We start from the raw sequence: 24550 nt of genomic DNA, 5'->3' as shown, positions 1-24550 counted from the left end.
GGTGGGGGAGCGCTCCGAGGTCGTCGGAGCGCTCGGTCGGAGCCGGTCAGCGCTCAGGACTGACCGAGGACGCCCGGGTCGCGGAGGCGGGTGCGTGGTCAGAGCCAGCCGGTGCGTTCGGTCGAGGCGTGGGCGCGGAGGGCGGCGAGCGACTCGTCCACCGTCAGCAGCGGGACGCGGCGCGGGCCGGTCGGGGCCGTGAGTGTTCCGTCGGCGTCGACCGAGCAGGTGCGGCCGTGCGTCCAGACTCCGAACATGATGCCCACGGGGCGGTGCGCCGGGCCTCGTCGCACCAGCGGCAGGACGACGTCGTCGTCGTGGCCGGGCGTCGCGATCCAGTAGATGGTCGGCATGCCGACGCCGCGGGTGGGGCTGAGGTCCGGGTTCGCCTGCTCGGCGTCGCTGATGAGCATCTCCAGCTCCAGGTGCTCGATCGCGTCCTCGAGCAGTTCGCACACGCGCAGCTCGGGCTCAAGGGCCGAACGCAGCGGCTCGTCGAACGCGCCGCCGTAGAGCCGGTCGAGTTCGGTGCGCGACAGGACGACGCGGGCGCGCGGGCCGTCGCGCGTGACCAGCTCGGTCACGACGGCGCGGACGAAGCCGTCCACGCCGTCGCCGACGAGCCCGACACCGGACGGCCGGGCCAGCTCGGCAGCGACCTGGACCGCCGTGACGGGGGACGTCACACCGTCGGGCGCGGGCCGCGCGGGCGGCACGTGGTGAGCGGCGACGGCGGGAACGGGAGGCGGCGGTGTGCCGGGACTCGCGTCCTCGGCGTCGCGTGGTGTGGCCCGCCGGTGCAGACGCGGCGCACGCAGGCGCAGCGGACTCTGGATCGCGGACGCCAGGACGGGCATGGCCCGCCGACGCATCAGGAAGACACCGCACATCACCAGGCCGGCCAAAAGGACGGACAGCATGCCGAACGACTGCGTCTCCTCGCCTTCGGGCACCGCCCGCGCGTTGGCGGACGGCTGAGGCGCCACCGGCCGCGCGCTGTGCGGGACCGTGCTGTGCGAGGGGGTGGCTCGCGGCCGGACGATGTCGAGGGGCAAGGGGTCGGGCGCGTGGGCGTCGCGGTCGATGCTCTTCGGCGCGGCGGCCTTCGGCTCGGGACGTCGCCGCGGACGCTCCGAGGGCCGCGCGGGCGGCCTCTGGTGCGGGACGACGACGCGGTGCCGCGCTTCGGGACGGTACATGCGGCCCGGCGGCGTCAGTCGGCGCAGCGAGTCGCGCAGTTCGGTGCCGAACTTGTCGGGGCGGCCGTCCAGGAGGTCCTGGCTGAGATTGTGGCACAGCGCCGACTGGTTGAAGAAGGCGGCGGCCGCCCCCGTCAGGCCGGTGCAGCTGGTGTGCGCGGGCACGGGCGCGACGGTCGACGCCCGTGCGGGCGTGGACGCTAACAGCGCGGGCATGGGTGACAGCGTCAGCGCCGCGCCGACCGCCAGCACCGCGACGGATTCCCTCACAGGCGGGTACCTCCCCCGGGACGGACCTGCTCGGAGGACGATGAAAGCAGGCCGGACGGCGGGTCGTCCCGCAAGTCGCCCGGCGGGTCGCGATCTGTGATCCTCTTGATACTCATCGTCACCTGAGATGTGTCCTTGCTGACGATTGGCGTACGGGTCAACTAAAGTCGTTGCCTGAGCGAAGGGGATGGTGCATGGAGAACCCGGACAACGGAGCCGACGGCGAGACGAAGCCGCCGACCCCGGGCGCGATGCTCGCCGACAAGGTCGAGTGGCTGATCCAGAACATGTGGCCGGCGGACGCGCCCGCGCCGCGCAACAACGTCGAGACCGCCGGTGCGATCGCGCACGCGACCGGTGAGGACATCTCGTCCACGACCGTGTGGAAGCTGCGCACCGGTCGCCAGGACAACCCGCAGCTGCGCACGCTCACCGCGCTGGCGACGTTCTTCGGCGTCCCGATCGGCTACTTCGGCTTCGCGTCCGAGGCGGGCCCGATCGACGACGACCTGACGTTCAAGGCGCTGCGCCGTGAGGTGGAGGAGGGCGTGGTCCGCACCGAGGTGCTGCGCGCCCTGGTCGACCTGTCGCCGCAGTCCCGCTGGCTCGTGGACGAGATGATCCTCGCCGCCGCGAAGGCCGACGCCGAACGCGCGGCGGCGACCCGCCGCAACAGCGCGCCCGCCGAGGTCGAAGAGATCGCCTGAACGCGGACCGGCGGCCGTCCACGCCCTGGACGGCCGCCGGTTCCGGCCGCGCCGTCCTGTCGCGGAGTCCGGTCGTGGAGCCCGGACCCGCGCACGTTCGGGCCGCGTGCCGTCTGCCGTGCGTGCGGTTGTCGTGGTGCGTTGGTCACGCGGTGTGCGGGGTCGTCGTCCTGGGGTGGTCGCGCGGGGGTGCGGGTCAGTTCAGGACGACGTGGACGCGGGCGATGTGGCGGGCGGCCTTGAGGCAGGCGATGCGGTCGGCGGGGTCGAGCGTGTGGGCCGTGGCGGCGACCAGGGCCGAGGTGAGCTGGAGGCAGAAGCGGCGCAGGGCGTCCACGGTCGCGCCGCTGCCCGTGCCCCCTCGCGGGCAGCCCGCCTCGGGGGTCTGGACGGTCGGCGCGGCCGACAGCGCCCACCACGCCTGGCTGGCCTCGGTGAGGGCGGTGTCGAGACCGGGGCGGACGGGGCCGCGGGACGGGTCGGCGAGCGCGGTGGCGGTGCGCGCGACCAGTTCGAGGCCGTGGATGGCGGCGGCGAGCAGGCCCGGCAGGGTGTCGGCGGAGCCGAGCCGCCCGGCGGCGTTGGCGATGTGGTCGTGCATGGGAACCCCCGGTTGGCCGGATCTTGACGTCAGCTCATTCTGTAACTTTAAGTTGCTGACGGGTTTAGTGTGGGGCGCGGAGGGGATCCGGTCAATCAATGTTGCCGCGTGTCGCGGCCGACGATCAAAGTAGTCCGTGCTCGGCGGCGAGATCGAACGCGGCGGCGGACGCCGGGGCCAGCAGGTCCCGGTCCTCGGGGCCGACGAAGCGGAACTCGTCCACCTCGCCGGTCGCGGTGATCTCGCCGAAGTGGCCCGAGGTGAAGCAGGCCATCCGGACGTGCGAGAAGCGCGGCTGGTCGTGCGCGGCGGCCCGCACGACGCCGAGTTCCTGGAAGGACGCCTCGTCCAGCTCCAGCCCGAGTTCCTCGCGGACCTCGCGGGCGACGGCCGTCCAGTCGTCCTCGCCGGGTTCCCGCTTGCCGCCGGGGAGGTAGAGCAGGTCACGACCGCGGGAACGGACGGCCAGCAGCCGCCCGTCCGCGACGTGCACCCAGGCGACGACGTCGAGATCCATGTCCCGATCCTCCCAGTTCACAAGTGCCGCCGGCCCGGCGGGCCGGAGCCGTCCGGGGCGGCGGCGTTCGGAGGCGGCGGCGTTCAGAGGCGGCCGGAGGCGAGGACGCGGCGCAGGAACTCGCGGGTGCGCGGCTCCTGCGGGTCGCTGAAGATCTGCTCGGCCGGGCCGCGCTCCAGCAGGACGCCGTCGCTGAGGAAGCAGACGGTGTCGGCGATGTCCCGGGCGAACCCCATCTCGTGGGTCGCCAGGACCATCGTCATGCCCTGCTCCTTGAGCTCCCGGATGATCCCCATGACCTCGGTGACCAGCTCGGGGTCGAGCGCGGAGGTCACCTCGTCCAGGAGCAGCAGGCTCGGGTCGCAGGCCATCGCGCGGATGATCGCGACCCGCTGCTGCTGCCCGCCGGACAGCCGGTCGGGGTACTCGCCCGCCTTGTCGGCCAGGCCGAACCGGTCGAGCAGCTCGCGCGCCCGCTCCTGCGCGTCACGCCTGCTCCGCTTGTGCACGCGGACGGGCGCGAGGGTGATGTTGTCCAGCACCGACATGTGCGGGAACAGGTTGTACGACTGGAAGACCATGCCGATCTTCTTGCGCACCTCGTCCGGGTCGGTGCCGGGCGCGGTGATCTCGTCCCCGCCGAGGACGATCGCGCCGTCGTCCACGTCCTCCAGCAGGTTCACGCAGCGCAGCAGCGTGGACTTGCCGGAGCCGGACGCGCCGATCAGGCAGACGACCTCGTGGGCGTCCACGTTCAGGTCGACGCCGCGCAGCACCGGGTGCGCGTGGTAGGTCTTCCAGAGGCCCTCGATCTCCAGCAGCGGACGGCTCATCACTTGCCTCCGGGGGCGCGGCGCCGCTCGGCGCGGACCGCGAGGTGGTCGGTGAACCGGGCCATCGGCACCGTCAGCGCGATGAACAGCACGGCGGCGGCGAGGTAGGGCGTGTAGTTGAAGGTGTCGGCCGAGTGGATCTGCGCCTGCCGCAGCGCCTCCAGCGGGCCGAGCACCGCGACCAGCGCGGTGTCCTTCTGCAGCGAGGCGAAGTCGTTCAGCAGCGGCGGGACGACCCGCCGGACGGCCTGCGGCAGCACCACGAACCGCAGCGCCTGCGCCTGGGACAGGCCGAGCGACCGGGCGGCGGCGCGCTGGCTCGGGTGGATCGAGTCGATCCCGGCGCGGAACACCTCGGCGACGTACGAGCCGTACGACAGGACGAGCGCCAGCCCGCCCAGCACGGCCGGGTCGCTCGGCAGGCCCTGCAGCTTCAGCGCCGGAAGCCCGAACCCGACCAGGTACACCAGCAGGATCGTCGGGATGCCGCGGAACACGTCGGTGTAGGCGACCGCGAGCATCCGCACCGGGAAGAACAGCGGGCTGCGCAGCCCGCGCGCGAGGGCCACCAGCAGGCCGAGCACCAGGATGACCGGCTCGGCGATCAGGAAGATCTTGACGTTCAGCCAGAAGCCGCTGAGGACGTCCGGGAGCGCCTCGGTGAACTGCCCCCAGTTGAAGAACGTCTCGTGGACGCGCGGCCAGCCCGGCGAGGACAGCACGACGACCGCCACGACCGCGACGCACAGGATCGTGGAGGCCGCGGCGATCGAGCCGTGGCGGAGGCCCGCGCGGCGGTGGGCGCGTTCGCGGGCGAGCTGCCGCTCGCTCTTCACCCAGGTGTCGGCGGGCGCTGTCACCGTTCCACCGTCCTTGGTCCGGGGGCCGCCGCCACGGGAGGGGCGGCGGCCGTCGAGTCGGAGATCACCGGTGTCACTTCAGGACGGGCGCGCCCGCCGCGGCGGTCAGCCACTGCTGCTGCAGCTTGGCCAGGTCGCCGGACGACTTCAGCTGGCCGATCGCCTGGTTGAGGCAGCCGGCGAGCGAGTTGCCCTGCTGCAGCAGCAGGCCGAAGTGCTCGTTGTTGCCGGCGCTCTGCGGCAGCTGGCCGACGATCTTGGAGTCGTCCACCTGCGCGGCGGTGACGTAGAACGCGGTCGGCAGGTCCACGACGAGCGCGTCCACCTGCTTGTTCTTCAGCGCGTTCACTGCGTCGATCTGCGTGTTGAACACCTTCGGCTGGCTGCCCGGCTTGATCTGGTCGCGGACCGCCGCGAGCGCGGTGGTGCCGACCTGGACGGCGATCTTGGCGTCCTTGAGCTCGGAGATCTGGGTGACCCCGGCGAACTTGCCGTTCTTCATGGTCACGACGCCCTGCTGGACGTCGTAGTAGCCGTCGGAGAAGGTGACGGCCTTCTCGCGGGCCGGGGTGACCGAGATCTGGTTGATGTCGAAGTCGAACTTCTTCTGGCCCGGCGCGTAGGACGCGTCGAACGACTCGGTGACCCACTTGACCTCGGTCTTGGCGAAGCCGAGCTTCTCCGCGACGGCGTAGGCGACGGCGCTCTCGTAGCCCTCGCCGTTGGTCGGGTCGTCCTTCTTGAACCAGGGCTCGAAGGCGGGCTTGTCGGTCGCGACCGTGAGCTGACCGGACTTGACCAGCTTCAGCTTGTCCTTGGTGCAGGACGCGGCGGACACCGGCGTCTTGTCGGCGGAGGTGTCCTCCTTCTGCGGTGCGCAGGCCGTCGCGGCGACGGTGAGCGCGGCCAGCCCCGCGAGGGCGGTCAGCAAGGGACGACGGGCCAAGGCGTGCCTCCAGCGATGCGACGGATCGGTTGCGGCGATATCGGTTGCGGCGATATCGGGAGTTGTTGGCTTGCGGTTACGGCGGGAGCCGGTACGGGCGCGGGCGCGGTGCCCGGCCCGGGATCAGGACGCTCGGGCGAGGGTCAGGGACATGCCGTCGGCGAGGCCGAAGCGCTCGGCGGCCGAGCCCTGGTTGACGGCGAGTCCGAGCCGTCCGGACGAGTCGACCCAGACCAGCGGGTCGCCCACGGTGACCTTGCCGAACGTCTCCTCGAACGGGACCTCGGCGGCTCCGCCGTCCCAGGACAGCGCGAGCGGCGTGCCGAACGGCAGCTCGCCGAACGCGGCGCTCAGCTCGGCGGGCTCGGCGCCGAGGACGAGGCTGCCGAACTGGTCGGTGTAGAGGACGGACGCGGTGAGCGAACCGTCCGCGACGACCGGGGAGGGAAGGTCGAGGGGGAGAAGGGCGTCCGCGGCGGGGCCGAGGTCGGCGATCGGGACGCCCGCGAGCAGGTGCCCGGCGGCGGGCGCGAAGATGTCGCGGCCGTGGAAGGTCGTGGAGATCGACTGCTGCCGGTAGGCGGGGTTCTCCAGGTAGTGCGCGGCGGTGACGCCGCCGAGCGCCTCGGCCGCGGGGACCAGCAGGCCGTTGTCCGGGCCGACCAGGAAGTCGCCGCGTCCGGTCGCGACGGCGACGGGACGGCGCGGGGTGCCGACGCCCGGGTCGATGATCCCGACGTGCACGCCGACCGGCAGGTAGGGCAGCGCCTGCCGCAACAGCATCGCGCCTTCGACGATCCGGTAGGGCGTGACCTCGTCGCTGAGCACGAGCACGTTGGCCTCAGGGGCGATCGCGTACATGACCCCGACACAGGTGCCGCTGTAGGCGGCGCCGAAGTCGGTGGTGAGGCTGGCGAAAGGTCGGGACTCGGACACGGGCGTACCTAACACGAGCTGCGAATATCACGGAAAGTGACGCTTGAGGGTACCAAGTCGCCCGCAATTTCACACATTCACGGTGGGGTATGGGGTGGGGTTGCGCGGTCCGCGCCGCCGTATGCTGCGTCCGATGCGCGCCGAAGCCCTGGACCCCGTGCTGCTGCGGACGTTCGCGTCCGTGGCCGAACTGGGCTCGTTCACGGCCGCGGCGGGCGCGCTCGGCTACACCCAGTCGGCCGTGTCGCGACAGGTCAGGACGCTGGAGGAGGCGTGCGGCGTCGAGCTGTTCGCCCGCGGCGCCCGGGGCGTCCGGGCGACCCCGGCGGGGGAGTACCTGCTCCCGCACGCGCGCGCCCTGCTGGAGCGGTACGCCGACACCGCCCGCGCCCTGGAGAGCCTGCGCCAGGCGGACGCGGGGATGCTGCGGCTCGGCGCGTTCTCCACGGCGAACGCCGTGCTCGTCCCGCGGGCCCTGACCCGGTTCGGGGAGCGGCATCCGGGCGTGGAGATCAGGTTGCGCGAGGGCCTGACCGAGCGGCTGCTGCCCGCGCTGGACGCCGGGGAGCTCGACCTCGCCGTGGTCAGCACGCACAAGTACAAGATCGCGTCCGCGGACCTGGTCGTCCTGGGCGATGATCCGCTGCTGGTCGCGCTGCCGCGCGGGCACCGGCTGGCGCGGCGGAGGACGGTCCCGCTGGCCGAGCTGGCGGACGAGTCGTGGATCGTCGCGGACGACGAGGCCGCCGTCGCCGCCCTGCACGCCCGCTGCGCCCCGGCCGGGTTCGTCCCTCAGACGAGGCTGCGGGTGGCGGAGTGGACGTCCAAGCTCGGCCTGGTCTCGGCCGGGTTCGGGGTGACGTTCGTGCCCGCGCTCGCGGTCGGGGGCGTCCGCGAGGACGTGGCGTTGAAGCCCCTGTCCGTCGCGGACGCCCAGGCCCAGCCCCGGCGGACGGTGTACGCGGCGGTCGCCCGGCACGCCCGCCGCGCCCCCGCGGTCACCGCGTTCCTGGACGATCTGCGCGCCGCGTCCGCCGACCTGCTCGTCTAGTTCCCGGCCGGTGGGGCGGCGATGACCTCGACCTCCAGCAGGGCGTCGGGGTGGAACAGGCGGGACACCTCGACGGTCGTGCTGGTCGGCTGCTCCTTCGGGAAGTGGCGGCGGCGGACCTCGCCGTACTCGCCGAGCCGGGACAGGTCGGTCGCGAACGTCCGGACGTTGACGACGTCCGCGAAGGTCGCGCCGTGCGCGGCGAGCAGCCGCTCGATGATCGACATGATCACCTCGGACTGCCGGGTCATGTCGCCGGGGCGGTCGATCTCGCCGTCCTCGCCGAACGCGACCTGCCCGGACAGGAACAGCAGCGGGCCGGACGTCACGTGCGCGACGTGCGAGTAGTAGCCGTTGGTCGCCGGAACGGTGGGCGGGTTGTCGATCGTGACGCGCATCAGGAGGTCTCCTCGCCCGGGACGAGCGTGGTGATGTCGGCGTCGCCGAGGCCGCGGGCGACGGCGTCCGCGGTGTGGGTGCGGGCGGCGGTGAGGACGGGGGCGTCCGGGCCGAGGACGTCCAGCGCGAGGCCGAGGTCCTTGTCGGCGAGCCCGGCGGTGAAGGTGACCGGCGCGTCCGGGCGGCGGACGCGGGTCCGCTCGGCCTGCGGGAGCGCGATGCCGAGCAGCTCGAGGGCGGTCTCGCGGCCGACCCCGAGCCGCGCCCCGAGGTCCACGGCCTCGGCGATCGCGCCGAACGCGGCGACGAGCCCGCTGTTCACGACGAGCTTCGCCGCCGCGCCGCGTCCGGACGGCCCGACGTGCCGGACGGTCCCGAGGACGCCGAGCACGGGCGTGGCGCGTTCGACGTCGGCGTCCGTCCCGCCCGCGATGATCACCAGCTCGCCGGCCTCGGCGTGCGGGATCGTGCCCAGCACCGGCGCGTCGACCAGCGCGACGCCGTCCGGCAGCCGTTCGCGCAGCTCGCGGACGGCGTCCGGGCCGATCGTGGACATCTCGGCGACCAGCGTCCCGGGCGCGATCCCCGCGTCCGGCAGCACGTCGTGGACGGCCTTGGCGTCGGTGAGCATGGTGATCACGAGGTCGCGTCCGGCGACGGCCTCGGCGGGCGTGGCGGCGAGCGTCGCGCCGCGTTCGACGAGCGGCGCGGCGCGTTCGGGCGTGCGGTTCCAGACGGTCAGGTCGTGGCCGGCGTTGAGCAGTCGTGAGGCCATCGGGGCGCCCATGCGCCCCAGGCCGAGAAAGGCGATACGTGTCATAACGTCGACGACGCTAGGCCCGGCCGAGCCATACCACCAGCGAAGATCTCACATGGCTCCCATGCGTGGCACGCATGACTCAGCCCACGGGCTCAGTGCAGGGCGAAGACGACGCCCGTGACGCCGAGCAGGACGGTCACGCCGGTCAGCAGCAGGACGGACGCGGGATCGGCGACCGTGCGGCCCTCGCGCAGCCGCCGTCCGCGCCCCCGCCGCTTCCGGCGCGTCCGGTGGACGTGCAGCGCGGCCAGCCCGAACACCGCGACGGCCGCGAGCGCCGCGCCCAGGTCATTCGGCGCGAGCCGCACGCACAGCAGGCCGGCGCCCATGAACGCCACGGTCGTCCGCGTCCAGGCGAGGGAGGTCCGTTCGGGCTGCGCCCCCGGATCCCACAGGCCGGGCGGCGCGGTGCGGGGAGCGCCCGGAGCGGTCATCGGGTGGCGAGGAGGGCGACCAGGACGGCGACGGCCGCGGCGGCGAGCCCGTAGGACATCAGGGGCGCGAGGACCAGGGGCGGGAGCGTCTCGTCCCGGCGCAGGGCCCGCTCGGTGCGCAGCCAGCGGCGGAACGCCGTCGCCGCGACCAGCGCGCCGACCGCCGCGAACGCCGCGGCGAGGCCGTCGCGGAGCGGGGTGCTGAGCAGGTGGCCGCTGATCGCGAGCCCGACGCCGCCCGCGATCAGGGCGAGCGCGGTGCGGATCCAGGCCAGGAACGTGCGCTCGTTGGCGAGGGTGAACCGGGGGTCTGGGTCGCGGCCCTCGGCGAGCAGGCGCTCGGTCCAGCGGGACGGCTGGTCGGGGGTGTCCTGGGCGCTCATCGGCCGATCACTTCGCCTCTTTCGATCCGGGAATTCACATATTACGTCCAGGAACGTGGCGAGAATTCCGACTCGATATACGGGAAAAGTGTCGAAGTGGCGCGCGCCACAGTAGCGGGAAAGCCTGCTCGTCCCCAGGTCAGGCGAGACGCGCAAGGCGGCCGAAACCGCGCCGGAATGGCGTTTCCCGCGCGCTCCGCACGCGCCGGTCAGGAGGCGGCCGGGTCAGGACGGGCCGGTCGCGAAGCGGCGGGCCGAGACGTCCTCCTGCGCGAGGCGGTGCAGCGCCGTGAGGACCTGCTCGTAGATCACGGTCGAGGCGAGCATCGCGTGGACGGTCAGGGTGCGCGGGTTGTCGAGCGCGACCCGGTTGATCTCGTGCTCGGCGACCGAGGTCGCGGCGGTGACGTAGGGGCGCAGGTCGGTGAGGGTGACCGGGAAGCCGAGCCGCCGCAGCGCCACGAAGGTCTGCGCGAGCAGCGCGCGGGCGGGGGCGCGGTCGCCGACCTCCCAGCCGAGCTCGCGGACGAGCATGTCCACGTCCTCGCGGGCGGCCCGCCAGTGCGGGTCGTTCGGCGGGACGATGTGCGGGCCGAGCGCGTACTGGGTGGTGCCGAACAGCTCGTGCAGGCCGACCGACTCGTCCTCCATGGAGGCGACGATCTTCTTGATGGACGCGACCGGCAGGTCCCCGACCTCGCGCAGCGCGCGGATCAGCCGCAGCCGCTCCAGGTGCCGCTGGTCGTACTCGGCGCGGGTGACGGTGGTGGAGGTGCCCTTCGGCATCAGGCCCTCGCGGATGTAGAACTTGATCGTCTGAACGGTCAGCCCGCTGCGGTCGCTGAGTTCGGAGATCTGCACCCGTTCCACGCCCCTCGCCTTGATGCCTGCCGAGTCTGGATATCGTCACTATCCAGCAGGAGGGGCATTGAATACCGGCACTATCCAACAAGCGACGGCGCCGTCCCGGCATACCGGAACGGCACAAGCTGACAAACTTCGCTTATCGCCGTCTGGTCCGTGCCGCCCCCGCTGTTGCGATCATGACGGTTTCCCGACCATGGAGAGGACCTGGCATGACCGACGACGACCGGGTGGCCCCGCCGATCACCGGTGACGAGCGCGACACGCTGCGGGCCTACCTCGAATACCACCGCGCGACCCTGGCCATGAAGTGCGCGGGCCTCTCCGACGAGGAGCTGCGGCGCACCTCGATGCCGCCCTCGACGCTCTCCCTGCTCGCGCTCGTCCGGCACATGGCGGAGGTGGAGCGCGCCTGGTTCCGCCGGGTCTTCGAGGACGCCGAGGCGCCCATGGTCTGGTCGGACGAACTCTTCGACTTCCAGGCGGCCTACGACGCGAGCACGGGCACCGGCGCGGAGGCGTTCAAGGCCTGGCGGGACGAGGCGGAGACCTCACGCCGCATCGAGCGTGAGGCCGAGTCCCTGGACGTGACCGGCTTCCAGCCGCGCTGGGACAAGAGGGTCTCCCTGCGCATGGTGATGGTGCACGTCCTGCTGGAGTACGCCCGCCACAACGGCCACGCCGACTTCCTCCGCGAGGGCATCGACGGCGTCGTGGGCGCCTGACCTCGAAGAACGCGTGAACGCCGGGCCCCCAGGGGAGGGCCCGGCGTCGTCGCGGGGGCCGGGCGAACCCGGGGGCGCTCGGCTGGATCAGTTGGTGGTGCGGCGCATGGCGTCGCTGATCTTCTCGGCGGCGCCGGTCACGGGGGCGGCGTGCAGGCGTCCGGGGGTGCGGGTCAGGCGCTCCAGGGGGCCGGAGACCGAGACGGCGGCGATCACCCGGCCGCCCGCGCCCCGGATCGGAGCGGAGACCGACCCGACGCCCTGCTCGCGCTCGCCGACGCTCTGCGCCCAGCCGCGCCGCCGGACCTGGGCGAGCGTGGTGGCCTCGAACTTCGCGCCGCGCAGGCCGCGGTGCAGGCGGTCCGGCTCCTCCCAGGCGAGCAGGATCTGCGCGGCCGAACCGGCGGTCATCGGGAGCGCCGCGCCGACCGGGATCGTGTCGCGCAGGCCGCTGGAGCGTTCCGCCGCGGCCACGCAGACCCGGACGTCGCCCTGGCGGCGGAACAGCGAGGCGCTCTCGCCGGTCATGTCGCGCAGCTGGGCCAGGACGGGCTGGGCGATCGCGAGGAGCCTGTCCTCACCCGCCGCGACGGCCAGTTCGGCGAGCCTTGGCCCGAGGATGAACCGGCCTTGGGTGTCCCGGTGGACGAGCCGGTGGTGCTCCAGCGCGACGGCGAGCCGGTGGGCGGTCGGCCGCGCCAGGCCGGTCGTCTGGACGAGCTGGGCGAGGGAGGCCGGCCCGGCTTCCAGGGCGTTCAGCACGAGAACCGCTTTGTCGAGAACGCCGACTCCGCTAGAGTTGTCCATGTCTTGATATTGCCGTCTCGCGATGTGAGATGCAAGTCGGGGCGGAACAAGGTCGCCGGGCGCATGGGCGCGTCCGGCAGGACGACAGGTGAGGTGGAGCGATGGGCCGCACATTGGCCGAGAAGGTGTACGACGCGCACGTCGTGCGACGTGCTGAGGGCGAACCGGATCTGCTCTACATCGACCTCCACCTCGTCCACGAGGTCACCAGCCCGCAGGCCTTCGACGGCCTGCGGATGGCGGGACGTCCCGTCCGGCGCCCGGACCTGACGATCGCGACCGAGGACCACAACGTCCCGACGACCGACCTGCTCGCGCCGATCGCCGACCCGGTGTCGCGGACGCAGGTGGAGACGCTGCGCAAGAACTGCGCCGAGTTCGGGGTCCGGCTGCACCCGATGGGCGACGACGGGCAGGGCATCGTCCACGTCATCGGCCCGCAGCTCGGCCTGACCCAGCCCGGCATGACGGTCGTGTGCGGCGACTCGCACACCTCCACGCACGGCGCGTTCGGCGCCCTCGCCCACGGCATCGGGACCAGTGAGGTCGAGCACGTCCTCGCGACGCAGACGCTGCCGCAGGTCAAGCCCAGGATGATGGCCGTGACCGTGAACGGCTCGCTGCCGGACGGCGTGACCGCCAAGGACCTGATCCTCGCGATCATCGCCAGGATCGGCACCGGCGGCGGCCAGGGCCACATCATCGAGTACCGCGGCCAGGCGATCCGCGAGCTGTCGATGGAGGGCCGGATGACGGTCTGCAACATGTCCATCGAGGCGGGCGCCCGCGCCGGGATGATCGCCCCGGACGAGACCACGTTCGCCTATCTCAAGGGCCGTCCGCACGCGCCTCAGGGCGAGGCGTGGGATGAGGCCGTCGAGTACTGGACGTCCCTGCGCACCGACGACGACGCCGTGTTCGACAAGGAGGTCGTCATCGACGCCTCCGAGCTGACCCCGTTCGTCACCTGGGGCACCAACCCGGGCCATGGCCTCCCGCTGGGCGATTCCGTGCCGGATCCGGCGGCCATCGCCGACCCGACCGACCGCCAGGCCGCCGAGCGGGCCCTGCGGTACATGGGCCTGACCGCCGGGACGCCCCTGCGCGACATCGCGGTCGACACGGTCTTCGTCGGCTCCTGCACCAACGGCCGCATCGAGGACCTGCGGGCCGTCGCGTCGGTCCTGTCCGGCCGGAAGGTCGCGGACGGCGTCCGGATGCTGGTCGTCCCCGGCTCGATGAAGGTCAAGAAGCAGGCCGAGGACGAGGGCCTGAACGAGGTGATCACGGCGGCGGGCGCCGAGTGGCGCGAGGCGGGCTGCTCGATGTGCCTGGCGATGAACCCCGACAAGCTCACCCCCGGCGAGCGCAGCGCCTCCACGTCCAACCGCAACTTCGAAGGACGGCAGGGACCCGGCGGACGCACCCACCTGGTGAGCCCCGCCGTCGCCGCCGCCACCGCCGTCACCGGCCGCCTGGCCGCGCCCGCCGACCTGTAAGGACACCAAGGACCATGGAGAAGTTCGTCACGCACACCGGGCGCGCGGTCCCGCTGCGCCGCAGCAACGTCGACACCGACCAGATCATCCCGGCCGTCTGGCTCAAGCAGGTCAGCCGCACCGGATTCGACCGGGGCCTGTTCTCGTCCTGGCGCGAGGACCCGGACTTCGTGCTGAACAAGCCGGAGTACGACGGCGCGTCCGTGCTGGTCGCCGGGCCGGACTTCGGTACCGGGTCGTCCCGCGAGCACGCCGTCTGGGCCCTCCAGCAGTACGGGTTCCGGGTCGTGATCGCGCCGCGCTTCGGCGACATCTTCCGGAACAACTCCACCAAGATGGGCCTGCTGCCGGTCGTCCTGCCCGCCGGGACCGTCGAGGCGATCCAGGCCCGCGCCGAGCGGGACCCGCAGGCGGAGATCGTCGTGGACCTGGAGAACCGCGAGGTCAGGGCCGGGGACGTCGTCGCGTCCTTCGAGATCGACGACTACACCCGCTGGCGGCTCATGGAGGGCCTGGACGACATCGGACTGACCCTGCGCCACGCCGATCAGATCACCGAATTCGAAGAGCGCCGTCCGGCCCTGCTCCCGACGACTTCTTGACCTTCACATCGCTGACCTGCGGCGTCGCCTCCTGACGGCACCCCGCGCGCACGAGCCTGCCCCCGCACCGACGAGAATTCGTGGTGTGCGGGGCAGGCCGGACGTGTTCGCGAAGGGGGCCGAGCGTGGCAGGAAGCCCGCTGTGAGCGGCGATCCGTGGGACGGACCCGCCTGGGACGACCCTGAGCTGACCCGGCTCGCCGAGCGGCTCCGGGAGGCGCACCGGCGGGTCGCGCCGCTGCCCGCGGACGACCGGAGGCGGCTCATACGGCAGCTCCTGGCGATCACCGATCTGGCCAAACGTGACGCTGACCTGGCCGCCCGCAGGCTGGACGCCTTCCTTTCCGGACGTGCCGCCGATTTCTCGTCTTCCCCGGAAGCCCGCTAGCGTTCCCCGTGGCCGGATCCGGTCCGGCGCCCGCGTGAGACGGGGGCGAGACCGACCAAAACGCCTGCGACACGGGAACTCTCGCGTTCAGGTGATTGTGTCGGTGCCATGGCTCCCTTAGTTTCGTTCGGGCAAGGGGGGAACTAGAGGAGTAACCCATGAACAAGCGTGAGCTGGTCGACGCCCTCTCTGAGCGGATGAGCAGCAACAAGAAGGAAGCCGCCGAGTTCGTCGACGCGTTCCTGGAGGTGATCCAGACCTCGGTCGCCAAGGGCGACAAGGTCGCGATCACCGGGTTCGGTTCGTTCGAGAAGGCCGACCGGCCTGCCCGCACGGCCCGGAACCCCGCAACGGGCAAGACCATCCAGGTTCCCGCGACGTCGGTGCCGAAGTTCAAGGCCGGAGCCGACTTCAAGAACCTGGTGGCCGGCAAGAAGTAAGCGCCACCCGCGTGCGACGACGCCCGGTTCCGCTCAGGCGGGGCCGGGCGTCGATGCGTGTCAGGGCGTTCCGGCGGCCGGTCCGGCAGCCGGAACGCGGGGTGTCAGGGCAGCGGGAAGGTGGAGAGGGTGATCGCGGTGACGTGGCCGTCCGGGCCGACCGCGAGGTTCACGCGCTGGCCGAGGCGCAGCAGCCGCAGGCCGCCCGCGTCGAACGCCTCGGCGCCGAAGTCCAGCGCGGACCCGTCGTCCAGCAGGACGCTGCCGGAGCGGGTCTCGGGGTCGTACACGCGCACCGTCGCCTGCATGGCCCCGACCCTACTGTCCCGGCCGCGGGGTGACACGCGCAGGACGGGTCCTCAAAGTCGGCGCCCGTGGCGAGCGGCGTGCAGGTGGCTTTGACACGCCCTTAGCTGCCGGTCACGGGTTCGGGCAGCAGGGCCGCGACGGCCGCCGTGCGGGGGCCGACGCCCAGCCTGAGGGCGTCCCGCAGGTCGGCGGGCGTGTCCACGTCGCGGCGGACGCTGTCGATGTCCTCGAGCAGCAGCTCGCGGGCGCCCCGGGCGCGGTGCGCGGTCCGTGAGTCGCCGCCGAACGCCGGGGCGAACGGCACGCCCGGACGGGCCGTGTAGAGGGTGGTGCCGATGCCGGCCGTGTCCGGGACGAACGCCTCGGCGGTCGCGGACGCCGCGTCCAGCGCCCGGCCGAGCTCGGCGGGGCGGAGGGCCGGGAGATCGGCGGAGAGCGCGCCGACGCCCGCGTCCGGGTGGAGCTCGCGGCCCCGTCCGGCGCCGTGGACCAGGGCGGGGTTGAGGCCCGCGTCCGGTTCGTCCGGGACGACGGTCGCGCCCAGGGAGGCGAGTTCGGCGGCGGGCAGCGGGTCGTCGGTGACGACGATCACAGCCCGGACGCGGTCGCAGGCGAGCGCCGCCGCGACCGTGTCGCCCGCCACCGCGAGCGCCAGCGCCTCGCGGTGACGGCCCGCGCCGTCCGCCATCCGGGTCTTCGCCCTGGCCAGCACCTTGACCGGGACGACCAGGGTCCAGCCGGGGCGGGGCACGGCACGTTCTGCTGTAGACATGGCCATTCGACTTTATGCGCTCGCAACCGCGACACTTGAGGACACCCCGCGTTCATCCCGGCGCGGGTTTTGGTACCAGGAGGGACGGGCATGGGGCACCGTTATTCGCCCGGCTGGCGCAAGCTGACCATCGTCATCCTTCGCCCGCTGCTGTTCGGGCTGCTCAAGAGGGACTGGCGGGGCCGGGAGAACGTGCCGGGGGAGGGCGGCGTGATCATCGCCGCGAACCACGTCTCCGAGTCCGACCCGCTCGCGCTCGCGCACTTCGTCTACGAGTCCGGCCGCTACCCCGTGTACCTCGCCAAGTCGACGCTCTTCGACGTCCCGATCGTCCGGACGGTCTTTCGCGGGACGGGCCAGATCCCCGTCTACCGCGACCGCGCCGACGCCGCCCTCGCCCTGCGGGACGCCGAGGAGGCCCTGCGCAACGGCCAGTGCCTGATGTTCTATCCCGAGGGAAGCTGCACCCGTGACCCCGAGCTGTGGCCGATGACCGGGCAGACCGGCGTGGCGCGGATGGCGCTGAAGACCGGCGCGAAGGTCGTCCCGGTGGCGAACTGGGGCGCGCACGAGCTGCTCCCGTACAAGAAGGGCGAGCCGACCGGGCTGCGCGGACGGCTGAAGAAGGGCTTCCACCCGTTCCCCCGTAAGACCATGCGCGTGATCGCCGGGCCGCCGGTGGACCTGTCGAAGTACGAGGGCGAGGAACTCTCCAAGGAGACCCTGCGCGCCGCGACCGACGACATCATGCGCCAGATCACCGACCTGCTCGGCGAACTGCGCGGCGAGGAGCCGCCGGCCGAGCTCTACGACCACCACAAGGTCCTGGAGGAGCGCCGCCGCGCCGCCGGGCGGGAGCCGGACGGCACGACGAAGCCCACCGGGGCCGCCGAGACCGGGATCGCCTCCGCGGAGCGGGGGGAGGGCAAGTGACCTTCCGGTGCGCCGTGCTCGGGGCCGGCTCGTGGGGGACCGTCGTCGCCAAGCTGATGTGCGACGCGGGGAGCGAGGTGACGCTCTGGGGACGCCGTCCGGAGATCGTCGAGGCGATCAACGAGCGGCACGAGAACCCGGACTACCTGCCCGGCATCCCCCTCCCGGAGGACCTGCGCGCCACCACCGACGTCGCCGAGGCGCTCGCCGGGGCGGACGTGGTCGGGATCGCGGTCCCCGCGCAGACGCTGCGCGCCAACCTCGCCACCTGGGTCCCGTTCCTGCCGCCGGACGCGCTGCTGGTCAGCCTGATGAAGGGCGTCGAGCTCGGCACCGCCGAGCGGATGAGCGAGGTGATCGCGGAGGTCGCGGGCGTGCCGCAGGAGCGGGTCGCGGTGTTCTCCGGCCCGAACCTGGCCCGCGAGCTGGCCGTCGGCGAGCCCGGCGCGGCCGTCGCCGCCTGCCTGGACATGGCGGGCGCGGAGCGGCTCCAGGCCGCCACGATGACCCCGTACTTCCGCACCTACACCTCCACCGACGTGATCGGCGTGGAGCTGGGCGGCGCGGTGAAGAACGTGATCGCGCTGTGCGTCGGGATGGCCGTCGGGCTCGGCTTCGGCGACAACACCAAGGCCGTCCTGATGACCCGCGGGCTCGCCGAGATCGCCCGGCTGGGCGCGTCGCTCGGCGCGGACGAGCACACCTTCGCGGGCCTCGCCGGGATGGGCGACCTGGTCGCGTCCTGCTCCTCGCCGCTGTCCCGGAACCGGACCTTTGGCGAGAACCTGGGCCGCGGCATGACGCCCGAGCAGGTCATCGCGGTGACCAAGCAGACCGCCGAGGGCGTCAAGTCGTCCAAGGCGGTGCTGGAGCTGGCCCGCAGGAACGACGTCGAGATGCCGATCACCGAGGAGGTGGTCGCGGTGGTGCACGAGGGCAAGCCGGTCAAGGAGGCGGGCCTCGCGCTGATCACCCGGTCACCGAAACCCGAGCGTTACGGCGTGACGCCCAAGCAGGATTAGCACTGTCCGTGACACACTGGGGACGATGCGTAGTCCCTCTGGTTCCCGGCAGGGTGAGAACACCCGCGCCGCGCACCTGCCGCAGCGGCCGTCCCGCAGCAGGCCCCGGTCGGCGCGCCCGTGTGGCGCACGGCCGCCTTCGCCTACGCGGGCGCGGCCGAGCACGCCGAGCTCGCCGCGTCGGAGACCGCCGCCGAACCGGTCGACAACCCGTCGGCGCTGGCGTTCGCGTCCGCCGTCGCCGCGCTGGAAGGCGCGGGCCTGGACGGTCCGGTCGTCGCCGAGGCGTTCCCGTCGGGGGCCGCGGCCGTAACGGGCGTCCTGCTGGCCTGCGCGACGTCCGATGTGCATGTCGTGGCCCCGGCTGGGGTTCACGGGCCGGTGCGGTCCGTGCTGACGGGGCTGCTCGCGCGTTTCGGTGTGGAGACGACGTTCGCCGAGCCGTCCGAGATGGCGGCGGCGATGCGTCCGACGACGCGGCTCGTGTGGGCGGAGACGCTGTCCGACCCCGATCTCGGTGTCGCCGACCTGCCCGGACTCGCCGAGCTCGCGCACGCGCGCGGGGCGCTGCTCGCGGTCGACTCGTCCCGGACGACGCCGGTGGTGTGCCGTCCGCTGGAGCACGGCGCCGATCTTGTCGTGCACGACGCGTCCGGGAGCCTGGGCGGGCATGGCGACGCGTCCGGCGGCGTGGTCGTCGGCGGCGCGCACGTGATGACGGTCGTCCGGCGCGTCCGGGTGGAGACCGGTTCGTCGCTGGCCCCGGACGAGGCGTTCCTGCTGCGGCGGGGCCTGGAGACGCTGCCCCTGCGCGTCCGGAGGCAGTGCGACACGGCGAGCGTGTTCGCCGCCGCGGTCGTCAAGCACCCGGCCGTCCGGTCGGTTGCGTATCCGGGGCTGCCGGAGCACCCGGGGCACGAGGCCGCGCGCCGCCTGTTCGACTCCGGGCCGGAGGGCACGCGGTTCGGGGGAGTGGTGACGGTCATCCCGCACGGCGGTCTCACCGCAGGTCAGGCGCTCGTGGACGCGGTCCGGCTCGCGCTGGTCGCGGGCGCGGACGGCGGCGTCCGGACGACCGTCGCGCACGCCGCGACCGGCACGCCCGGAGCCGACCCGGCCGCCGTCCGGTTCACCGTCGGGCTGGAGGACGCGGCCGACCTCGTCCGCGACGTCGGCAAGGCCCTCGACACCGTCGCCCGCGTGACCGGCCGGGAGACCGGCGCGGCGCGGGACCGTGCCGGTGCGGTGCCGGAAACGATCACGGGCGTGGCCGATACCGCCTGATCACCGGTAGGGTCGGACACCATGTCCCAGGTTTCACGCAAGGTCCGGGTGGCGGTGGTGTTCGGCGGGCGGAGCTCCGAGCACGCCATCTCCGCCGTCACCGCGGGTGCGGTGATGGCCGCGATCGACCGCGACCGTTATGAGGTCGTCCCGGTCGGAATCGCCCGTGACGGAAGGTGGGTCCTGCCTCCGGCGGATCTCGACCTGGCCATCACCGAGGGCCGCCTGCCCGAGGTGGGAACCGAGGGCAGCGCGCTCGCGCTGCCGTTCGACCCCGAGTCGCGCGGCCTGCTGGTCGTCGAGCCCGGCGAGGTCCCGCGCACGCTCGGCGAGGTCGACGTCGTTCTGCCGCTGCTGCACGGACCCTACGGCGAGGACGGCACGCTCCAGGGCCTGCTCGAGCTGGCGGGCGTCCGGTATGTCGGCGCGGGCGTGCTGGCGAGCGCGGTCGGGCAGGACAAGGGCTTCATGAAGCTGGTCTGGCAGGCGCAGGGCCTGCCGGTCGGCCCGTACGTGACGATGACCGACCGCGAGTGGCGGCGCGAGCGCAAGCGCAAGCTGGACGAGATCGCCGAGCTGGGCCTGCCGGTCTTCGTCAAGCCCGCGCGCGCCGGATCCAGCATGGGCATCACCCGGGTCGCCGACGAGGCCGACATCGAGGCGGCGATCGAGACCGCCCGCGAGCACGACCCGAAGGTGATCGTCGAGGCGGCGATCGAGGGCCGCGAGATCGAGTGCGGCGTCCTGCAGGGCGTCGGCGACGCCCCGGCCGAGGCCAGCGTGCCCGCCGAGATCCGGATGGCCAACCAGCACGACTTCTACGACTTCGAGACCAAGTACCTGGACGGCTCGACGTCCCTGTCCATCCCGCCGGACCTGCCCGCCGACGCGATCGACGAGGTCCGCCGCGTCGCCGTCCGCGCCTTCGAGGCGCTCGACTGCGAGGGCTTGGCCCGTGTCGACTTCTTCTACACGACCGACGGCCGCTGGGTCCTCAACGAGATCAACACCATGCCCGGCTTCACCCCGACGTCGGCGTTCCCGCAGATGTGGGCCGCGACCGGGCTGGACTACCCGTCCCTGGTCGACCGGCTGATCCAGACCGCGCTGGACCGCGAGGTCGGCCTCCGCTAGCGGGTCGCTAGGCGTACCCGAGCCAGGCGCGCTTCCTCAGGTCGGTGAGGCCGGACGCGAGCGCGCCCTGGTCGGAGAACGTCCAGAGCGTGTCGCCGACGACCACGGCGCGGCTCACCAGGTCCTGTCGGATGAAACCGGCGGGACGGATGCCCCGGGCGTCGATGGTCAGCGCGACCGCGCCGCCGGGCGGGGAGGGCGCTCCGATCGGCTGGGTCGGGATCACGGTGAGGCCGGTCGCGGGCCAGTAGAGGAACGCGTGCGGGTCCATGCCGGTGGAGGGAAGCCTGCCCTTCTCGGTGTGGGACGCGATACGGCGCGGCGGGGTGGATCCGTCGAACTCCGAGACCAGCGTTCCGGTCGGGGTTCCGCGTCCGGTGACGTTCTGGCCGACGCCGATCAGGTGGCCGTCCGGGGTCGGGTGCAGGTAGGACGAGAAGCCGTCGACCTTGAGTTCACCGAGGCTGCGGGGGTGTTCGGGGTCGCCGAGGTCGAGTTCGTAGAGCGGGTCGACCTGGCGGAAGGTGACGGCGTAGGCGATACGTCCGAGGTAGCGGACGGCGTAGAGGCGCTCGTTCCGGCCCAGGCCGCCGAGCCGGCCGATCTGGGTGAGGCGGTCGCCCCTCCGGGTGAACGTGCTGATGCCACTGACGTCGCCGGCCGTCGTCGCGACGCGAAGGACGCCCTGGTACTCGGACAGCGCGTACTGGTTGAGAAGGGTTCCCTGGACGACCCCGGACGCGACCCAACGGGGCCGTCCGCTTCCGCCGACGTCGAAGCGGTGGAGGTGGGTCCGGCCTGGCCCGCCGAACGAGGAGCCTGCGACGTACAGGGTCTTTCCGTTGCCGTAGACGGTCTGGCCGTCCCCGAGGACGCTGATCGGCTGCGGGTCGGCGAAGCCCTTGGCCGGATCGACGGTCAGCACGCTGAGCAGGCCGCCGCCGGTCGGCGCGGACGGACGTTTCACCTGGTCACAGGGCTCCTGATACTGCTTTTGCGGCACGCCGGGCGCGGTCACGGTCGCGGTGGGGAGCCAGTCGTCCAGCCGTGGTCGCTGGGGCGGGGACGGGTCGCGCGGTTGGTTCTGCGGTGTGCTCAGGGGGACGGCCACGCTCGGCGTTGAGCGGACGACGAGCCGGATCGTCGAGCCGGTCTGCCGGGCGTCCACGTACGAGCCGTTCACGGTCATCGTCCCGACGACCTTCGGGATTCCGGGCAGATCGACCAGCGTGAGGATCGTCTGGACGCGTGGCCGGGGCGGCATGGTGTCGGGTGTGGAGGCGCGTGGCGTGATGACGCCGGGTGGCGGGAACAGGGTCCGTGAGGAGATCACCAGCGCGCGGTCGCCGCTGAGCAGCAGTTGGCCGTCGTGCCCGGTGAACGAGCCGGGCTGCGCCTCCGGCAGGGACAGGCGCGCGGTGAGCGTCCGGCTCGCGGCATCGATGATGTGGAGCCGGTTTCCCGCGAGCGTGACGATGCGGCGGCCGTCCGTCTTCACGGTGTCGGGCTCGTCCGCGTCGGGCTCGTAGGTGTTGGTGCCGGAGTGCGCGGGACCGTTGGGGGCGGGTGCGGCGGCGTAGGCGTCGCCCGTCCCATCAGGGACTTCAACTCTGCCTGGTGGCTGCGGGGCGACCGGACCCGGGGTCTGTGGAGCCGACTCGCGCAGGTCGTGCAGGAGCGCGTCGCACGAGTCGTAGGCCACGAGCTTGAGCGGTGGAGGCCGCAGGGGGCCGGAACGGATCGGCGAGGAGGCGCAGGCCGTCAGGGTGAGCGTCGCGGCCATGAGCGCGGAACCACAAGCCAGGGCACGCATGGGCCTTGGACGCCCGGGACGCTCCTTTCGTTCTGGTTTGTACGGTGAGGTTCTCCTTACTCGGAGGCTTGGTGTTTCTGTCTTTTGGCGACAAGGGTGTCGACCTGCACCGCCAGCCTGGAGCCGAGCGGCCAGCCGATGTAGTGCGTCAGGAAGATGGCGGTCTCGCGGAGTTCGTCCGGGGTGAGGTCGCCGCTCTCCAGGGCCGCCGGGATCTGGATGTCCAGGACGTCGTTGAGGCCCTGACCTGCGAGCATGCCGATGAGGAGGAGACGCCGGTCGCGGAGGGACAGGCCCGGACGCGTCCAGATGTCGCCGAAGAGGTGGTCCACGGTGATGCCGAAGAAGTCGCCCGGCGCGTCGCCGACCTCCCAGCCGTAGACCTCGCGCATTCTGGCCAGGCCGCGGGCGCGGCGTTCATCCATCGTGGTCCTCCGGGGCGAGGCCGAGGCCGGTCGCGAGGCGGGCCAGGGCGAGGCGGGCGAGCGGGGTGTCGACGTCCAGCTCGGCGGCGAGTTCGAGGGCGAACGTCAGGTCCTTCTCGCCGAGCGCGCGGACGTGGTCGAGGATCGGTCGCAAGGGGTCGTCGCCCGCGAGGGGAGCGGTCGTGGGGCGCAGCATGATGGAGCCCGCGCCGCCGGTGATCGCGTCCGTGTGCCGGACGATCCGGGCGAGCTTCCGCAGCGACACGCCCGACGCCTCGGCGAGCCGCTGCGCCTCGGCCGCCGCCGTGAACGCGGTGAAATGCAGCAGGTTGCGGGCCAGTTTTGTCCGGGTTCCGGCCCCGATCGGACCCATGTGCAGGACGAGGTCGGCCCACGCGCCGAACGGTTCGCGGCACGCGTCGAACGCCTCGTCCGAGCCGCCGACCATGACGGCGAGGGTGCCGTCCGCCGCGCCCATGAAACCGCCGCTGACCGGCGCGTCCACGACGTGGACGGTGTCGGAGCGGGCGGCGAGGTCCTCGGCCGTGCGGGCGCGGATCGTGGAGTGGATCGCCAGGACGCCGCCCGGCCGCATCGCGGGGAGGGCTTCGGCGGCGACCTCGTTCACCTGCGCGTCGTCCCGGACCATGACCGAGACGAGGTCTGATTCGGCGGCCAGTTCGGTGATGTCGGCCGCCGCTCTCGCGCCTTCGGCGACGAGTGGCGCGAGGGCCTCGGGCCGGGTGTCGTAGACGATGAGACCGCGCTTGACCAGGTGTTTCGCCATGGGCGCGCCCATCTGGCCGAGTCCGACGAAGCCGACCGTCATGCCCGGAACACCTCGCCGCCGTCCACGTTGATGATCTGCCCGGTGATCCAGCGCGCCTCGTCCGAGAGGAGGAACAGGCACATGCCGGTCAGGTCCTCGGGGGTGCCCATGCGCTTGAGGGCGAGGCGGTCCCGGACGATCTTCTGCACCATGGTCCCCGGGACGACGGTCCGGTTCGCCTCGGTGTCGGTCGGGCCGGGCGCGATCGCGTTCACCCGGATGCCCATCGAGCCGAGCTCGTGCGCGAGCTGCTGCGTCAGGCCGTTCACGCCGACCTTCGCCAGGCCGTAGAACCCGGAGTACTGCCAGGCCGCCGTGGACGACTGGTTCACGATCGCGCCTCCGCCGCGCGCCTGCATGTGCGGGATGACCGCGCGGGTGCAGAGCAGCGCGCCGTCCATGTTCACCGCCATGAACCGCTTGTAGTAGTCCCAGTCGACGGTGAACAGGAAGTCGAGCCTCATCGTCCCGAAGATCGCGGCGTTGTTGACCAGCAGGTCGACGCCGCCGAAGTGCTCGGCGGTCGCGTCGGTCATGGCCTGGACGGACGCCGGGTCCGACACGTCCGCGTGGACGAACAGGCCCTTGATCTCGTCCGCGACGTCCTGGCCCGCGTCGTTCACGTCGGCGACGACGACCGACGCGCCCTCGGCGGCGAGCGCCCGCGCGTAGGCCGCGCCGATCCCGCCCGCCGCGCCGGTGACGATCGCGACCTTTCCCTCGAACCGTCCCATCGTGTCGCCCATCG

The 24550-nt window shown here is 72.5% G+C and carries 30 protein-coding genes; 11 read left to right on the top strand and 19 right to left on the bottom strand.

Annotated elements, in window-relative coordinates; all coding sequences use genetic code 11:
* Positions 1 to 98 precede the first annotated feature (98 nt).
* Positions 99 to 1469 (bottom strand): hypothetical protein, encoded by a 1371-nt coding sequence (locus P696_RS0126540; protein WP_026414701.1) that lies wholly within the window; start codon positions 1467 to 1469, stop codon positions 99 to 101.
* A gap of 194 nt (positions 1470 to 1663) precedes the next feature.
* Here P696_RS0126540 and P696_RS0126535 point away from each other — a divergent pair, with 194 nt between their 5' ends.
* On the top strand, positions 1664 to 2176 hold the full coding sequence (locus P696_RS0126535) for a helix-turn-helix domain-containing protein (protein WP_051468205.1): 513 nt from the start codon (positions 1664 to 1666) through the stop codon (positions 2174 to 2176).
* A gap of 196 nt (positions 2177 to 2372) precedes the next feature.
* Here the strand turns inward: P696_RS0126535 and P696_RS0126530 are convergent, their stop codons facing one another.
* The 6 genes from P696_RS0126530 to P696_RS0126505 all read right to left on the bottom strand — a co-directional run bounded on the left by P696_RS0126530 (position 2373) and on the right by P696_RS0126505 (position 6869).
* Positions 2373 to 2777, bottom strand: a complete 405-nt coding sequence (locus P696_RS0126530; protein ID WP_026414699.1) for a hypothetical protein — start codon at positions 2775 to 2777, stop codon at positions 2373 to 2375.
* A gap of 124 nt (positions 2778 to 2901) precedes the next feature.
* Entirely contained in the window at positions 2902 to 3294 is a 393-nt protein-coding gene (locus tag P696_RS0126525) for an NUDIX hydrolase (protein WP_034487024.1), read from the bottom strand.
* Between the two features lie 83 nt (positions 3295 to 3377).
* The gene (locus P696_RS0126520) at positions 3378 to 4127 is read right to left on the bottom strand and encodes an amino acid ABC transporter ATP-binding protein (protein ID WP_026414697.1); all 750 of its coding nucleotides are present in this window, start codon (positions 4125 to 4127) and stop codon (positions 3378 to 3380) included.
* Positions 4127 to 4987, bottom strand: coding sequence for an amino acid ABC transporter permease (locus tag P696_RS0126515; RefSeq protein WP_026414696.1), 861 nt, complete (start codon positions 4985 to 4987; stop codon positions 4127 to 4129). Before P696_RS0126515 ends, P696_RS0126520 begins: the two co-directional genes overlap by 1 nt.
* 73 nt (positions 4988 to 5060) lie before the next feature.
* Positions 5061 to 5933, bottom strand: coding sequence for an ABC transporter substrate-binding protein (locus tag P696_RS0126510; RefSeq protein WP_026414695.1), 873 nt, complete (start codon positions 5931 to 5933; stop codon positions 5061 to 5063).
* 123 nt (positions 5934 to 6056) lie between these two features.
* Positions 6057 to 6869 (bottom strand): SAM hydrolase/SAM-dependent halogenase family protein, encoded by an 813-nt coding sequence (locus tag P696_RS0126505; protein ID WP_026414694.1) that lies wholly within the window; start codon positions 6867 to 6869, stop codon positions 6057 to 6059.
* Between the two features lie 133 nt (positions 6870 to 7002).
* On the opposite strand from P696_RS0126505, the gene P696_RS0126500 reads away from it, so the two are divergent.
* Positions 7003 to 7920: a LysR family transcriptional regulator gene (locus tag P696_RS0126500; protein ID WP_051468225.1), complete on the top strand. Its 918-nt coding sequence runs from the start codon at positions 7003 to 7005 to the stop codon at positions 7918 to 7920.
* Here the strand turns inward: P696_RS0126500 and P696_RS58355 are convergent.
* The 5 genes from P696_RS58355 to P696_RS0126475 all read right to left on the bottom strand — a co-directional run bounded on the left by P696_RS58355 (position 7917) and on the right by P696_RS0126475 (position 10826).
* Entirely contained in the window at positions 7917 to 8318 is a 402-nt protein-coding gene (locus P696_RS58355; RefSeq protein WP_026414692.1) for a RidA family protein, read from the bottom strand. The genes P696_RS0126500 and P696_RS58355 overlap by 4 nt on opposite strands.
* Positions 8318 to 9139 carry an NAD(P)-dependent oxidoreductase gene (locus tag P696_RS48265; RefSeq protein WP_084338173.1) on the bottom strand — a complete coding sequence of 274 codons (822 nt, stop codon included), beginning with the start codon at positions 9137 to 9139 and terminating at the stop codon, positions 8318 to 8320. Before P696_RS48265 ends, P696_RS58355 begins: the two co-directional genes overlap by 1 nt.
* A gap of 92 nt (positions 9140 to 9231) precedes the next feature.
* Complete coding sequence (locus P696_RS48260) at positions 9232 to 9573, bottom strand: DUF202 domain-containing protein (protein ID WP_034487022.1); 342 nt, start codon at positions 9571 to 9573, stop codon at positions 9232 to 9234.
* Entirely contained in the window at positions 9570 to 9956 is a 387-nt protein-coding gene (locus P696_RS0126480) for a YidH family protein (protein WP_026414691.1), read from the bottom strand. Before P696_RS0126480 ends, P696_RS48260 begins: the two co-directional genes overlap by 4 nt.
* Positions 9957 to 10181: 225 nt before the next feature.
* A complete protein-coding gene (locus P696_RS0126475) occupies positions 10182 to 10826 on the bottom strand; it encodes a MerR family transcriptional regulator (protein ID WP_245627815.1) in 645 nt (214 codons plus the stop codon).
* 206 nt (positions 10827 to 11032) lie between these two features.
* Between P696_RS0126475 and P696_RS0126470 the strand changes: the two genes are divergently transcribed.
* Positions 11033 to 11545 (top strand): DinB family protein, encoded by a 513-nt coding sequence (locus P696_RS0126470; RefSeq protein WP_026414689.1) that lies wholly within the window; start codon positions 11033 to 11035, stop codon positions 11543 to 11545.
* Between the two features lie 87 nt (positions 11546 to 11632).
* Here the strand turns inward: P696_RS0126470 and P696_RS0126465 are convergent, their stop codons facing one another.
* A complete protein-coding gene (locus tag P696_RS0126465) occupies positions 11633 to 12352 on the bottom strand; it encodes an IclR family transcriptional regulator (RefSeq protein WP_026414688.1) in 720 nt (239 codons plus the stop codon).
* A gap of 101 nt (positions 12353 to 12453) precedes the next feature.
* Between P696_RS0126465 and leuC the strand changes: the two genes are divergently transcribed.
* The 4 genes from leuC (at position 12454) to P696_RS0126445 (ending at position 15281) form a co-directional block, all read left to right on the top strand.
* On the top strand, positions 12454 to 13851 hold the full coding sequence (leuC, locus tag P696_RS0126460; protein ID WP_026414687.1) for a 3-isopropylmalate dehydratase large subunit: 1398 nt from the start codon (positions 12454 to 12456) through the stop codon (positions 13849 to 13851).
* Between the two features lie 14 nt (positions 13852 to 13865).
* Positions 13866 to 14453 (top strand): 3-isopropylmalate dehydratase small subunit, encoded by a 588-nt coding sequence (gene leuD / locus P696_RS0126455; RefSeq protein ID WP_026414686.1) that lies wholly within the window; start codon positions 13866 to 13868, stop codon positions 14451 to 14453.
* A gap of 142 nt (positions 14454 to 14595) precedes the next feature.
* Positions 14596 to 14841 carry an SCO5555 family protein gene (locus P696_RS0126450; protein WP_026414685.1) on the top strand — a complete coding sequence of 82 codons (246 nt, stop codon included), beginning with the start codon at positions 14596 to 14598 and terminating at the stop codon, positions 14839 to 14841.
* Between the two features lie 158 nt (positions 14842 to 14999).
* Positions 15000 to 15281, top strand: coding sequence for an HU family DNA-binding protein (locus P696_RS0126445; protein WP_026414684.1), 282 nt, complete (start codon positions 15000 to 15002; stop codon positions 15279 to 15281).
* A 104-nt stretch (positions 15282 to 15385) separates the two neighbouring features.
* Here P696_RS0126445 and P696_RS0126440 read toward each other — a convergent pair whose 3' ends face one another.
* Entirely contained in the window at positions 15386 to 15589 is a 204-nt protein-coding gene (locus tag P696_RS0126440) for a hypothetical protein (RefSeq protein ID WP_026414683.1), read from the bottom strand.
* 101 nt (positions 15590 to 15690) lie between these two features.
* Positions 15691 to 16362, bottom strand: a complete 672-nt coding sequence (gene cofC / locus P696_RS0126435) for a 2-phospho-L-lactate guanylyltransferase (protein WP_425394165.1) — start codon at positions 16360 to 16362, stop codon at positions 15691 to 15693.
* Positions 16363 to 16452: 90 nt separating this feature from the next.
* Between cofC and P696_RS48255 the strand changes: the two genes are divergently transcribed.
* From P696_RS48255 to P696_RS0126415, 4 genes are all read left to right on the top strand, one after another.
* Positions 16453 to 17295, top strand: coding sequence for a lysophospholipid acyltransferase family protein (locus tag P696_RS48255; RefSeq protein WP_051468202.1), 843 nt, complete (start codon positions 16453 to 16455; stop codon positions 17293 to 17295).
* On the top strand, positions 17292 to 18317 hold the full coding sequence (locus P696_RS0126425; RefSeq protein ID WP_026414681.1) for an NAD(P)H-dependent glycerol-3-phosphate dehydrogenase: 1026 nt from the start codon (positions 17292 to 17294) through the stop codon (positions 18315 to 18317). The genes P696_RS48255 and P696_RS0126425 overlap by 4 nt, the downstream gene beginning before the upstream one ends.
* 120 nt (positions 18318 to 18437) lie before the next feature.
* Positions 18438 to 19601, top strand: coding sequence for a trans-sulfuration enzyme family protein (locus P696_RS48250; RefSeq protein ID WP_064744122.1), 1164 nt, complete (start codon positions 18438 to 18440; stop codon positions 19599 to 19601).
* A gap of 21 nt (positions 19602 to 19622) precedes the next feature.
* Entirely contained in the window at positions 19623 to 20735 is a 1113-nt protein-coding gene (locus tag P696_RS0126415; protein ID WP_026414680.1) for a D-alanine--D-alanine ligase family protein, read from the top strand.
* Between the two features lie 7 nt (positions 20736 to 20742).
* Here the strand turns inward: P696_RS0126415 and P696_RS0126410 are convergent, their stop codons facing one another.
* The 4 genes from P696_RS0126410 to P696_RS0126395 form a co-directional block, all read right to left on the bottom strand.
* On the bottom strand, positions 20743 to 22518 hold the full coding sequence (locus P696_RS0126410; protein WP_051468201.1) for a beta-propeller domain-containing protein: 1776 nt from the start codon (positions 22516 to 22518) through the stop codon (positions 20743 to 20745).
* An 86-nt stretch (positions 22519 to 22604) separates the two neighbouring features.
* Positions 22605 to 22973: a carboxymuconolactone decarboxylase family protein gene (locus tag P696_RS0126405; RefSeq protein ID WP_026414678.1), complete on the bottom strand. Its 369-nt coding sequence runs from the start codon at positions 22971 to 22973 to the stop codon at positions 22605 to 22607.
* A complete protein-coding gene (locus tag P696_RS0126400) occupies positions 22966 to 23802 on the bottom strand; it encodes an NAD(P)-dependent oxidoreductase (RefSeq protein ID WP_026414677.1) in 837 nt (278 codons plus the stop codon). Before P696_RS0126400 ends, P696_RS0126405 begins: the two co-directional genes overlap by 8 nt.
* Positions 23799 to 24548 carry an SDR family oxidoreductase gene (locus P696_RS0126395; protein WP_245627814.1) on the bottom strand — a complete coding sequence of 250 codons (750 nt, stop codon included), beginning with the start codon at positions 24546 to 24548 and terminating at the stop codon, positions 23799 to 23801. The genes P696_RS0126400 and P696_RS0126395 overlap by 4 nt, the downstream gene beginning before the upstream one ends.
* Between the last annotated feature and the right edge of the window lie 2 nt (positions 24549 to 24550).

The organism is Actinomadura oligospora ATCC 43269 (assembly GCF_000518265.1).
Taxonomy (GTDB): Bacteria; Actinomycetota; Actinomycetes; order Streptosporangiales; family Streptosporangiaceae; genus Spirillospora; species Spirillospora oligospora.
The sequence above is the reverse complement of the archived record's forward strand: the minus strand, read 5'-3'. Positions and strand labels throughout refer to the sequence as shown.

What these genes read in the sequence shown, in the direction of transcription:
- P696_RS0126530 (WP_026414699.1), bottom strand. Translation starts at nt 2,777, where the DNA reads ATGCACGACCACATCGCCAACGCCGCCGGGCGGCTCGGCTCCGCCGAC.
- P696_RS48260 (WP_034487022.1), bottom strand. Translation starts at nt 9,573, where the DNA reads ATGACCGCTCCGGGCGCTCCCCGCACCGCGCCGCCCGGCCTGTGGGAT.
- P696_RS48265 (WP_084338173.1), bottom strand. Translation starts at nt 9,139, where the DNA reads ATGACACGTATCGCCTTTCTCGGCCTGGGGCGCATGGGCGCCCCGATG.
- P696_RS0126400 (WP_026414677.1), bottom strand. Translation starts at nt 23,802, where the DNA reads ATGACGGTCGGCTTCGTCGGACTCGGCCAGATGGGCGCGCCCATGGCG.
- leuD (WP_026414686.1), top strand. Translation starts at nt 13,866, where the DNA reads ATGGAGAAGTTCGTCACGCACACCGGGCGCGCGGTCCCGCTGCGCCGC.
- P696_RS48255 (WP_051468202.1), top strand. Translation starts at nt 16,453, where the DNA reads ATGGGGCACCGTTATTCGCCCGGCTGGCGCAAGCTGACCATCGTCATC.
- P696_RS0126405 (WP_026414678.1), bottom strand. Translation starts at nt 22,973, where the DNA reads ATGGATGAACGCCGCGCCCGCGGCCTGGCCAGAATGCGCGAGGTCTAC.
- P696_RS0126525 (WP_034487024.1), bottom strand. Translation starts at nt 3,294, where the DNA reads ATGGATCTCGACGTCGTCGCCTGGGTGCACGTCGCGGACGGGCGGCTG.
- P696_RS0126480 (WP_026414691.1), bottom strand. Translation starts at nt 9,956, where the DNA reads ATGAGCGCCCAGGACACCCCCGACCAGCCGTCCCGCTGGACCGAGCGC.
- P696_RS0126535 (WP_051468205.1), top strand. Translation starts at nt 1,664, where the DNA reads ATGGAGAACCCGGACAACGGAGCCGACGGCGAGACGAAGCCGCCGACC.
- P696_RS0126470 (WP_026414689.1), top strand. Translation starts at nt 11,033, where the DNA reads ATGACCGACGACGACCGGGTGGCCCCGCCGATCACCGGTGACGAGCGC.
- cofC (WP_425394165.1), bottom strand. Translation starts at nt 16,362, where the DNA reads ATGTCTACAGCAGAACGTGCCGTGCCCCGCCCCGGCTGGACCCTGGTC.
- P696_RS0126415 (WP_026414680.1), top strand. Translation starts at nt 19,623, where the DNA reads ATGTCCCAGGTTTCACGCAAGGTCCGGGTGGCGGTGGTGTTCGGCGGG.
- P696_RS0126410 (WP_051468201.1), bottom strand. Translation starts at nt 22,518, where the DNA reads ATGGCCGCGACGCTCACCCTGACGGCCTGCGCCTCCTCGCCGATCCGT.
- P696_RS0126395 (WP_245627814.1), bottom strand. Translation starts at nt 24,548, where the DNA reads ATGGGCGACACGATGGGACGGTTCGAGGGAAAGGTCGCGATCGTCACC.
- P696_RS0126465 (WP_026414688.1), bottom strand. Translation starts at nt 12,352, where the DNA reads ATGGACAACTCTAGCGGAGTCGGCGTTCTCGACAAAGCGGTTCTCGTG.
- P696_RS0126520 (WP_026414697.1), bottom strand. Translation starts at nt 4,127, where the DNA reads ATGAGCCGTCCGCTGCTGGAGATCGAGGGCCTCTGGAAGACCTACCAC.
- P696_RS0126440 (WP_026414683.1), bottom strand. Translation starts at nt 15,589, where the DNA reads ATGCAGGCGACGGTGCGCGTGTACGACCCCGAGACCCGCTCCGGCAGC.
- leuC (WP_026414687.1), top strand. Translation starts at nt 12,454, where the DNA reads ATGGGCCGCACATTGGCCGAGAAGGTGTACGACGCGCACGTCGTGCGA.
- P696_RS0126500 (WP_051468225.1), top strand. Translation starts at nt 7,003, where the DNA reads ATGCGCGCCGAAGCCCTGGACCCCGTGCTGCTGCGGACGTTCGCGTCC.
- P696_RS0126445 (WP_026414684.1), top strand. Translation starts at nt 15,000, where the DNA reads ATGAACAAGCGTGAGCTGGTCGACGCCCTCTCTGAGCGGATGAGCAGC.
- P696_RS58355 (WP_026414692.1), bottom strand. Translation starts at nt 8,318, where the DNA reads ATGCGCGTCACGATCGACAACCCGCCCACCGTTCCGGCGACCAACGGC.